Raw genomic sequence first — 6,251 nt, 5'->3', positions numbered from 1 at the left:
CCGGCGCGATCGTCCATGGCGCCGACCCCGGCAGGTCGAACACGATCGAATCGAGGCCTGGGTTTCCGGCGGCACAGTCGCCTGCGCTCTGGTCCGTGTTCTGGTTCGCATTCGTAATGGCTTCGCGCAGGGAGCAGAGGCCGTCGCCGGAAGTTGAGACATCCGACACCGTGTTGACGGTGATCGTCGCGGCGGAGGCGGTCAGGGCACCGAATGCCACGAACGCCGAAAGCGGCAATAGGAGAACTCGACCACGTCTGCCATTCCCCGAGGGACCCGCGTTTGCGGGAGCCGCAATTCTCGGAAGAGCGAGACGGGCCCGTTGCCAGACGCGAGCCGCCGTCTCGGTGCAAACAAATCCTTTCCGGGGATTCTCCGACGGCAACAACCCGGAATCGTTGCTCATCCGAGATTCCCATCGGCAGAGATGGCAAACGGGGACATCCGGCGGCCGGATTTTCAGAACATTCCCGCCATCATCCGCCAGCGGACGAGGCGCTCCGAGGTCTCGGCGATGCGGCGGGCGGCGAGCCGGCACAGCGCGGCCGTGAGCGCGGCCGCCTTTTCCGGCGCTTCCCGGCGCAGGCGATCGATCACGTCGCGGTCGAGCGTCAGGAGCGTGCAGTCGGTGTGCGCGATGGCGTCGGCCGAGCGGAGCGGCGAATCGGTCTCGAAGACCGCCATCTCTCCGAAAACGGCTCCGGGCTCGAGGATCGCGAACGCCTCCTCGCCGGCGCCCGCGATGCGGCGGGAGATGCGGACCTTGCCGCGCGCGATGACCGAGAGCGCGTGCCCCTCGTCTCCCTCGCGGAAGATGACGGCCCCCACCGGATAGGCCTCTTCGCGGCAGAACGTGGCGAGGAGTCCGGCATCCGCGGCTCCGAGACCGCCCTCCGTGAACGTCTTCGACTTCTCCTCCGTCGGGAGGTTCGCCGGCTCGGCGGGCGCCGGACCCCCGATCGCGCTCTTGCCCGCGCCGGAGGGGAAGAACTTCGCGAACTCGTCGTTGAGCCCGCGGAGCTGGCGCGCGAGGCGCCGGAGCAGATACTCGCCGAGCTCCGGCGAGGGCGCGCCCCCGAAGAGCTCGGCCGACGGGACGGCGAACAGCCGCGTCTCCTCCGCCGCGGTCGCCTGCCCGAGACGCGGGAGCGAGAGGAGAGCCTCCGCGGCGCCGGCGAAGTCCCCGCCGCCCGGCTCGCCGAGCGACTGCGGGCCCATCGGCGTGATTCGCTCGATCGCCAGTCTTCCTTCGACGACGAGAAAGAAATCGGGGGACCGCTCGCCCGCGTCGTAGACACGATCTCCCTTTCGGACGATCCGGGTCTGCGCGATCCCGGCGATCTCGAAGAAGACTCGGTTCGAGAACGCGATGGGGGCGATCGCTTCCTCGACCTCGAACGCGAGCCGCAGGAAGTCGTCCGATTCGGCCGTCAGTCCCGCGCGCTCGGCGGCGCGCGCGGCGCTCCGGATCCGCGTCGGGAGGTCGTCGGATGTCATGAGGGAAGGAATCTTAACGCCCGGCAGCCGGCCCGCTCCCGTGATCGCGAGCGCGGGACGGGAGCGGGAGCGTTGCTTCGTCCGCCGCGCTCCTGGCCGCGACGGCGGCGTCGCGCTCCCGTTCCGGCGCCTTTCCGGTGAGTCATTCGCGCCATTGCGCCTCCTCCGGAGATCATGTAATTTGCGGGCTCCGATGACGATCGCGACGACGGCGCTCAAGCGCACCCCGCTCTACGACATCCATCGGGAGCTGGGCGCGAAGATGGTCGATTTCGGCGGCTGGGAGATGCCGGTCGAATACTCGGGAATCCGCGAAGAGCATCGGGCCGTCCGCGAGCGCGCCGGGCTCTTCGACGTCTCGCACATGGGCGAGTTCGAGGTGGAGGGGAAGGACGCCCTCGCGTTCCTCCAGAGGCTCACGACCAACGACGTCGCGAAGCTCGCGATCGGGCGCGTCCATTACAGCGGGATGCTCACCCCCCGCGGGACGTTCATCGACGACCTGCTCGTCTACCGCCGCGGCGAGGACCGCTACCTCCTCGTCGTCAACGCCGGCAACACGCCCAAGGACTTCGCGCACGCGCGCGAGATCGCGAAGGGCTACGACGTGCGCCTGCGCGACGCGTCGGACGAATTCGCCCTGCTCGCCCTCCAGGGCCCCGACGCGGAATCGATCCTCGCGCCGATGACGAAATCGGATCTCTCCGCGATCCCCTATTACGGCTTCGTGGAAGGGTCGGTCTCCGGAGCCCTCGCGATCATCTCCCGGACCGGCTACACCGGCGAGAAAGGCTTCGAGCTCTACGTTTCGCCCGCCGACGCGCCGCGGCTCTTCCGCGAGATCCTCGCGGCGGGCCGGGACCGGGACGTCCTCCCCGCGGGGCTCGGCGCGCGCGACACGCTTCGCCTCGAGGCGAAGATGGCGCTCTACGGCCACGACATCGACGACACGGTGACGCCGCTCGAGGCGGACCTCGGCTGGATCGTCAAGATGGGGAAGGGCGACTTCGAAGGCCGGGCGGCGCTCGCGGCGCAGAAGGAGAAGGGCCTTTCGAAGAAGCTCGCCGGTTTCGAGCTCCTCGACCGCGGAATCGCCCGGCAGGGCTACGCGACGGCGTCGCCATCGGGAGCGGGCGTGGTCACCTCCGGCATCCCTTCACCCACGCTCGGCAAGTCGATCGGCCTGGCGTATCTTCCGATCGCGGACACGGCGGTCGGGACGGAGTTCACCATCGATCTGCGCGGCCGCCCGGCGCGCGCGCGCGTCGTCGAAACGCCGTTTTACAAGAGAGAAAGGGCGTCATGAAGTTTCCCGATGACCTCCACTATTCGAAGAGCCACGAATGGGTCCGGATCGAGGGCGACGTCGCGACGGTCGGGATCACCGAGCACGCGCAGAAGGAGCTGGGCGAGATCGTCTATCTCGAGCTTCCCGAGGTCGGCCACGTGTTCGACTCCGGACAGGAGTTCGGGACGGTCGAATCGGTCAAGGCCGTGTCCGAGCTCTTCACGCCGATCGCCGGCGAGGTCACGGAGGTCAACACGCAGGCGGTCGAGGATCCGGCGGCGTTGAACGAAGACTCCTACGGCGACGGCTGGCTCGTGAAGCTGAAGCTCTCGACCGACGACGTCTCGGACCTGATGGACGCCCAGGCGTACGAGAAATACGTCAAGGAAGAGTCGGAAGAGCATTGAGGTCCTGAACCCGTGAAATTCCTCCCTTCGAGCGACGACGAGCGCGCCGAGATGCTCGCCGCGATCGGCGTGGGCTCCCTCGAGGAGCTCTTCGGCGACGTTCCGGCGGAGTTCCGCACGACGCGCAAACCCCCGATCGGAAGACCGCTCTCGGAGATCGAGGTGCGCCGCGACCTCGGGTCCGTTTCGGCGCGCAACGCCCATGCCCGCAGCCATGCGCACTTCCTCGGGGCGGGCTGCTATCACCACTACGTGCCCGCGATCGCCGACCAGACGCTCTACCGAGAGGAATGGCTCTCCTCCTACACGCCGTACCAGCCGGAGATCTCGCAGGGAACGCTGCAGTCGATCTTCGAGTGGCAGACGCACCTCGCGATCCTGACCGGCATGGAAGTCTCGAACGCCTCGCTCTACGAAGGAGCGACGGCGCTCGTCGAGGCGCTCCTGATGGCGAGCCGCCTCGCGAAGGGACGGCACCGCGCCGTTCTCTCGAAGAACATCCACCCGGAATACCTCGAGACGGTGCGGACCTATTTCGGGAATCTCCATTTCGAGGTCGTCGAGGTCGACGACGGGGATCTCGCCGGAGCGTGCGACTCGCAGACCTTCGCCGTGGCCGTCCAGTCGCCCGACTTCTTCGGGCGCGTGCGCGGCTGGAAGGAGGCGCGCGACGCGGCCGCCACCTGCGGTGCGATGGCGATCGGCGTCGTCGCCGAGGCGATTTCCCTGGCCCTCCTGTCGCCGCCCGGCGACGCCGGGCTCGACATCGCGTGCGGCGAGGCGCGGTCGCTCGGCGTGCCCATGTCGTACGGTGCGCCGGCGCTCGGCTTCCTCGCGTGCCGCGACGCCCACAAGCGCCAGATGCCCGGGAGGCTCGCGGGCGAGACGGTCGACGCGGAGGGCCGGCGGGCGTTCTGCCTGACGCTCTCGACGCGGGAACAGCACATCCGCCGCGAGAAGGCCACGTCGAACATCTGCACGAACCAGGGACTCATGGCGCTGGCATCGAACGTCTACCTCTCGCTCATGGGGAAGGCGGGGCTCCGCGAGACCGCCGTGCAGTGCGCCTCGAAGTCCGAATACCTGAAGGAAAAGATCGCCGCGGTTCCGGGCTACGCGATCGCGACCGGGGGCCCGACGTTCAACGAGTTCGCCGTGCGGGGGCCGAAACCGGCCCCCGAGATCGTCGCGGCGCTCGCCGAGAAGGGAATCCTCGCCGGCGTGCCGTTGTCGACCTGGTTCCCGGAGCGCGAGCGGGAGTTTCTCGTGGCGGTCACGGAGATGAACACGAAGGCGGAGATGGACGTCTACGCCGCGGAACTCTCGAGGATTCGATGAAGTCGCGCGACGAGGGATTGATCTTCGAGCGCTCCCGTCCCGGGAAGACGGGTTATTCGCTCCCGCCGCTCGACGTCCCGGAGAAGGTCGCGATTCCGGAGGAGCTCCGGCGCGGAGCGATCGACGGCGAGACGGAGGTCTCCGAGGTCGACGTCGCGCGGCATTTCACCCGCCTCTCGCGCATGAACCTCGGGATCGAGGACGGCCTCTACCCGCTCGGTTCGTGCACGATGAAACACAACCCGCGGATCAACGAAGAGATGGCGCGGCTCCCCGGGTTCGCCGCATCCCACCCGTACGCGCCGGAGTCGACGAGCCAGGGAAACCTCGCGCTGATGTGGCGTCTCGAGCGCATCCTCGCGGAGCTGACGGGTCTCGCGCGGGTGACGCTGACTCCGTGCGCCGGCGCGCAGGGGGAGCTCGCCGGGATCCTGATGATCCGGAAGGCGCTCGAGAAACAGGGGAACCCGCGAAAGTACGTGCTGATCCCGGACTCCGCCCACGGGACGAACCCGGCGACCGCGAGCTTCGCCGGTTACCAGGTCAAGGAGCTGGCCTCCAACGCGAACGGGCGCCTCGATCTCCACGTGCTGGAAGAAGCGATGACCGACGACGTCGCGGCGCTGATGATGACGGTGCCGAACACCCTCGGGATCTTCGAGCGCCGGATCGGCGACATCGCGGAGATCGTCCATCGCAAGGGAGGCTTTCTCTACGGCGACGGCGCGAACTTCAACGCGTTCGTGGGACTCGCGACTCCCGGCCGGATGGGCATCGACGTGATGCACATGAACCTCCACAAGACCTTCTCGACGCCTCACGGCGGAGGCGGACCCGGGGCCGGGCCGGTCGCCGTCTCCGAGAAGCTGGCGCCGCACATGCCGGTGCCGACGGTCGAGCGCCGGGAAGACGGCAGCTTCCATCTGGATGCCGACCGTCCCGAATCGATCGGGAGACTTCGGTCCTTCTCGTCCCAGTTCGGCGTTCTCGTCCGCGCGCTCTCGTACATCCTGTCGTACGGGGAGGAGATCGGCGAGGTCGCCCGGAACGCCGTCCTGAACGCCAACTACATCCGCGCGCGGCTCGCGGACCTCTACCACCTGAAGTACGACGCTCCGACGATGCACGAAGTCGTCTTCTCCGACAAGCGGCAGGCGGAGTACGGAGTCCACAACGGGGACATCGCGAAGCGGCTGATGGATTTCGGCTTCCCGCCTCCGACGGTGTCGTTCCCGCTGATCGTCCCGGGCGCACTCATGATCGAGCCGACCGAGACCGAGGGAAAGCCGGAGCTCGACATTTTCGTCGAAGCGATGCGCACGATCGCCCGGGAAGCGCGCGAGAAGCCGGAAATCTTCGCCGGCGCGCCGTACACGACGCCGGTCCGGCGGGTGGACGAGGTCAGGGCGGCGAAGAATCCGATTCTTCGCTGGCAGGCGCGACGATGAGCGTTCCGTCGGGCTCGCTTCCGTCCGCACCTCGACGGGACGCCTGAACAATACAAGAATTCCACGGCGGGATCGGCGGCTCGCGGCTCGCCGACTTCGGGCCCGCGATCTAGAATCGCGGCCGTGACCTTCTTCCTCCTCGACGGCCCGAAGAACGCGAAGCTGACGGTCGCGCTCGCTCACGGCGCGGGGGCGCCGATGGACTCGCCGTTCCTGAACGACGTCGCGAAGGGGATCGCCGACGGCGGCTATCGCGTCGCGCGATTCGAGTTC

At 68.1% G+C, this 6,251-nt stretch carries 7 protein-coding genes; 5 read left to right on the top strand and 2 right to left on the bottom strand.

Annotation, left to right across the window (positions count from 1 at the left end):
* Positions 1-238, bottom strand: a 238-nt coding sequence (locus VFS34_12475) for a hypothetical protein (GenBank protein ID HET9795266.1), incomplete at its 3' end; no start/stop codon positions are given.
* Between the two features lie 221 nt (positions 239-459).
* Entirely contained in the window at positions 460-1,497 is a 1,038-nt protein-coding gene (locus tag VFS34_12470; GenBank protein HET9795265.1) for a cyclic nucleotide-binding domain-containing protein, read from the bottom strand.
* Positions 1,498-1,690: 193 nt separating this feature from the next.
* Between VFS34_12470 and gcvT the strand changes: the two genes are divergently transcribed.
* From gcvT to VFS34_12445, 5 genes are all read left to right on the top strand, one after another.
* Positions 1,691-2,803 carry a glycine cleavage system aminomethyltransferase GcvT gene (gene gcvT / locus VFS34_12465; GenBank protein HET9795264.1) on the top strand — a complete coding sequence of 371 codons (1,113 nt, stop codon included), beginning with the start codon at positions 1,691-1,693 and terminating at the stop codon, positions 2,801-2,803.
* Positions 2,800-3,192 (top strand): glycine cleavage system protein GcvH, encoded by a 393-nt coding sequence (gene gcvH, locus VFS34_12460; GenBank protein ID HET9795263.1) that lies wholly within the window; start codon positions 2,800-2,802, stop codon positions 3,190-3,192. The genes gcvT and gcvH overlap by 4 nt, the downstream gene beginning before the upstream one ends.
* Before the next feature lie 12 nt (positions 3,193-3,204).
* Entirely contained in the window at positions 3,205-4,530 is a 1,326-nt protein-coding gene (gene gcvPA, locus VFS34_12455) for an aminomethyl-transferring glycine dehydrogenase subunit GcvPA (GenBank protein ID HET9795262.1), read from the top strand.
* On the top strand, positions 4,527-5,978 hold the full coding sequence (gcvPB, locus tag VFS34_12450; GenBank protein HET9795261.1) for an aminomethyl-transferring glycine dehydrogenase subunit GcvPB: 1,452 nt from the start codon (positions 4,527-4,529) through the stop codon (positions 5,976-5,978). Before gcvPA ends, gcvPB begins: the two co-directional genes overlap by 4 nt.
* Positions 5,979-6,101: 123 nt before the next feature.
* The coding region (locus VFS34_12445; protein ID HET9795260.1) for an alpha/beta family hydrolase at positions 6,102-6,251 on the top strand (150 nt) is incomplete at its 3' end.

The organism is Thermoanaerobaculia bacterium (genome assembly GCA_035717485.1).
Classification (GTDB): domain Bacteria; phylum Acidobacteriota; class Thermoanaerobaculia; order UBA5066; family DATFVB01; genus DATFVB01.
The sequence above is the reverse complement of the archived record's forward strand: the minus strand, read 5'-3'. Positions and strand labels throughout refer to the sequence as shown.

What these genes read in the sequence shown, in the direction of transcription:
- VFS34_12470 (HET9795265.1), bottom strand. Translation starts at nt 1,497, where the DNA reads ATGACATCCGACGACCTCCCGACGCGGATCCGGAGCGCCGCGCGCGCC.
- gcvT (HET9795264.1), top strand. Translation starts at nt 1,691, where the DNA reads ATGACGATCGCGACGACGGCGCTCAAGCGCACCCCGCTCTACGACATC.
- gcvH (HET9795263.1), top strand. Translation starts at nt 2,800, where the DNA reads ATGAAGTTTCCCGATGACCTCCACTATTCGAAGAGCCACGAATGGGTC.
- gcvPB (HET9795261.1), top strand. Translation starts at nt 4,527, where the DNA reads ATGAAGTCGCGCGACGAGGGATTGATCTTCGAGCGCTCCCGTCCCGGG.